The sequence below is a fragment of the Nitrosomonas communis genome (assembly GCF_024102715.1).
GTDB lineage: Bacteria > Pseudomonadota > Gammaproteobacteria > Burkholderiales > Nitrosomonadaceae > Nitrosomonas > Nitrosomonas communis_B.
This window is the reverse complement of sequence record NZ_JAGFJM010000042.1, coordinates 1-2,942: the sequence shown is the minus strand read 5'-3', so window position 1 is coordinate 2,942 and position 2,942 is coordinate 1. Positions and strand designations below refer to the sequence as shown.

At 41.3% G+C, this 2,942-nt stretch carries 4 protein-coding genes; all 4 read left to right on the top strand.

Annotation, left to right across the window (positions count from 1 at the left end; translation table 11 throughout):
• A partial coding sequence (locus J5I83_RS04220; protein ID WP_304053531.1) for a hypothetical protein occupies positions 1–341 on the top strand: 341 nt, incomplete at its 5' end.
• Between the two features lie 3 nt (positions 342–344).
• Complete coding sequence (locus tag J5I83_RS04215; protein ID WP_304053530.1) at positions 345–1,307, top strand: hypothetical protein; 963 nt, start codon at positions 345–347, stop codon at positions 1,305–1,307.
• Positions 1,308–1,373: 66 nt separating this feature from the next.
• Positions 1,374–2,252: an HNH endonuclease gene (locus tag J5I83_RS04210; protein ID WP_304053529.1), complete on the top strand. Its 879-nt coding sequence runs from the start codon at positions 1,374–1,376 to the stop codon at positions 2,250–2,252.
• A complete protein-coding gene (locus J5I83_RS04205) occupies positions 2,249–2,758 on the top strand; it encodes a hypothetical protein (RefSeq protein WP_304053527.1) in 510 nt (169 codons plus the stop codon). The genes J5I83_RS04210 and J5I83_RS04205 overlap by 4 nt, the downstream gene beginning before the upstream one ends.
• The last annotated feature ends 184 nt before the right edge of the window (positions 2,759–2,942 follow it).

Genomic DNA, 2,942 nt, shown 5'->3' with positions numbered 1-2,942 from the left:
AGAAGATAGAATCTGATGGCGCGGTATTCTTCTTAAGCGGCACTGTTGCTGATTACAAATCATTTATTAATGTCTACCTGGGTAAGGAAGATAAAAATGAGAATATTGACGTTGAGGCTATTGTTTTCCAGGGCGGTATCTTGTATAGGTCGTCTGTGGATGAAAAAGGCGTTTGCTGGAAATCTCCATTAAGAATGGAGCATTCGTATGCTATTGGCTCTGGCGGGCAATTTGCACTCGCATTCATGGATGCCGGATATCATGCCGAAGGAGCGGTGAAAGCCACGATGAATAGAGATTGCTGGACTGGCGGCGAAGTAAGAACTTTTATCTTGCCGTAACCTATGCCAACACCGTCATCCGAACTGATCGAAATAGCGTCGCGACATCAGGCGCATTACGAAAGACTCAAATCGCACGAGGTAAAATCATTCGACGAATTCTTGAAGCTGCTCGACGAGGATTTGAGAAAGCAGTTATCAAAGTCAGATTTGACGCTGTTCACGCGAGCAAGACTTGAGAGGCAACTGGCTCTTATACGTGAGATCATCAAGGAAGTCTATGACGATTACGAAAAGACGTGGCGTGACAGCATGATTGAAGCAGCTAAATACGAGTCGGAATTTGAGAAAAAAGCGCTTGACCGTGTTGTGATCAATCACGAGTTTGTGTTGCCAACAGAAACGCAGATTAGTGCAGCGGTATTTGCCAGACCGTTGTCGGTGGAGGGGATCAATAATGGTGCGTTACTTGACCAGTTTTTTCGCGGCCTGCCCGATAGCACTATCAAGCGCGTGGAAGGTGCCATCAGGCTAGGATTCGCGCAAGGTCAGACTACGCAGCAAGTAATCCAGCGCATCAGAGGCACAGCAAAGGCTAGATATACCGATGGGTTGATGGCGTTATCAAAACGCGATGCTGAATTGATAACTCGGACGGCTTTACAGCATGTATCAAGTCAAGCCAGGTTTGCAACGTGGGATAGGAATAGGGATATTATCAAGGGTGTTAAGATCGTTGCGACACTGGATTCAAGGACATGCCTAGTAAAGGGGTCGTTAATCAACACTCCTTCAGGAGAAAGGCCAATAGAATCAATAAGAAAAGGTGATTTTGTAATCGGCGGGAGTGGTATAATTAGACGTGTGATGGCTGACACAAAAGCCAAATCAAAAAGATTATGTAAACTAAAACTCAGTAATGGAAAAGTTATTATTTGCACAGATGACCATTTAATCTGGACAAACAGAGGGTGGGTGGAAGCACAATATTTGCTTTCTGGAGAAGAGCTGCCTAATAAATTATAAACGGGGAAACAAGATGTGTTGGCATCTTGCACCCCTAACCATAAACCATTTTAAGGGAATGATTATATGGCTATGCTGAATTGTATATGTGTTACATGTAGTAAGCAATTTAAATCACATAGTAGTAAAGTTGGGAAATTCTGTTCTAAAGCTTGTTATTTGGTGGCTATAAGAGCTGGCTTGTATAACAGAGGATCAAATAGAAAGCATACTTGTTTTTTTTGTAAAAAAGAATTTGATAACAAAAGTTTTTCAACAAGAAGGGATGGCAGTAAAAGCGATAAGAAATTTTGTTCAAGATCGTGTTATGACAACTATAGGTCAGCAATCACTAAGAATGTGTATGGTAATTGTGGGTATTGCAATAAAGAATTAACAAAGAATCTGACTGGGTCATACGCAAGCAAATATTGCTCATGGGATTGCAGAATATTGGCAAGGAGGGCGAGTCCTAAAAAATGTATTTGTTGTGGAACTGTATTTACTCCAATAACTTTTAGAAAATCTACCGGAAAATATATAAGTGTGAATTCTAGGCACACATGCTCCAAAGAATGCAATCTGAAATGGATTAGTAAAAACGAAGAGCGCAAAAAGAAAATAAGCCTAGCATTTTCTGGGAGCAATCATCCTAATTGGCAAGGAGGAGCGCCAGCCAGCAATAGAGGTTATAGAGGAGCGGGGTGGTCTAGGATAAGAAAGAAAGTATTAGAAAGGGATAATTATCAGTGCTTGAAGTGTGGTATTACCGAAATGGATCATAAACTTAAAACAGGAAGCGGTCTTGAAGTGAATCACAAAATACCAATCTGGCAATTTTCTGGAAATAATAGTAAAGCTAATAATTTGAATAATTTGGAGACATTGTGCAAATCGTGCCATATGAAAACAGAATGGCAATACAGGAAGAATAATCCTATGCAGAAGGTTATTTCATTTCTATGAATATTGTTCGAGTAGAATCAGTTGAAATCATAAATCTCGATGATCCAATAGATGTTTATGATATTGAAGTTGAATTGGATCACAGCTTTTCTATTCACGGCATTGTTGCGCATAATTCCAATCTTTGCCGGTCTCTAGATTCAAAGATATTCCCTGTGGGCAAAGCGCCAATGCCTCCCTACCATCATTTATGCCGCACGACCACTTCAGCTGTTATTGATTCTCGCTTTAGCATATTGGATGAGGATGCGACAAGAGCTGCGCGGGATGAAGATGGCGAGGTAATCAGCGTCGATGCTAACGAAACTTATTACTCGTGGTTGAAGAAACAGAGCAAATCATTCCAGGATTCTGTTATAGGCCCAACGCGCGGCAAATTACTACGTGAGGGTGGATTGAGTGCAGAGCGTTTTGCAGAATTGAATATTGGTCGCAATTTTGAGCCTTTGAACCTTGAGGCTATGCGCAAGCTTGAACCTCTAGCATTTGAGCGAGCAGGATTGTGATTTTTTAAAAGATACTAAATGATATGTTATAACATCACTTTTTAACAAGGAGCGTGCATGAAATTGAAATGGCATTTGATGAATCAAGAAAACGGTGGTGAAGGTGATGGCGGCGGAAGTGGCGGTGGCTCTGGCGATCTTCCTGCTACCATTGATCCTGCTGAGTATGAATCTCTGAAAAAGC

What these genes read in the sequence shown, in the direction of transcription:
- J5I83_RS04210 (WP_304053529.1), top strand. Translation starts at nt 1,374, where the DNA reads ATGGCTATGCTGAATTGTATATGTGTTACATGTAGTAAGCAATTTAAA.
- J5I83_RS04205 (WP_304053527.1), top strand. Translation starts at nt 2,249, where the DNA reads ATGAATATTGTTCGAGTAGAATCAGTTGAAATCATAAATCTCGATGAT.
- J5I83_RS04215 (WP_304053530.1), top strand. Translation starts at nt 345, where the DNA reads ATGCCAACACCGTCATCCGAACTGATCGAAATAGCGTCGCGACATCAG.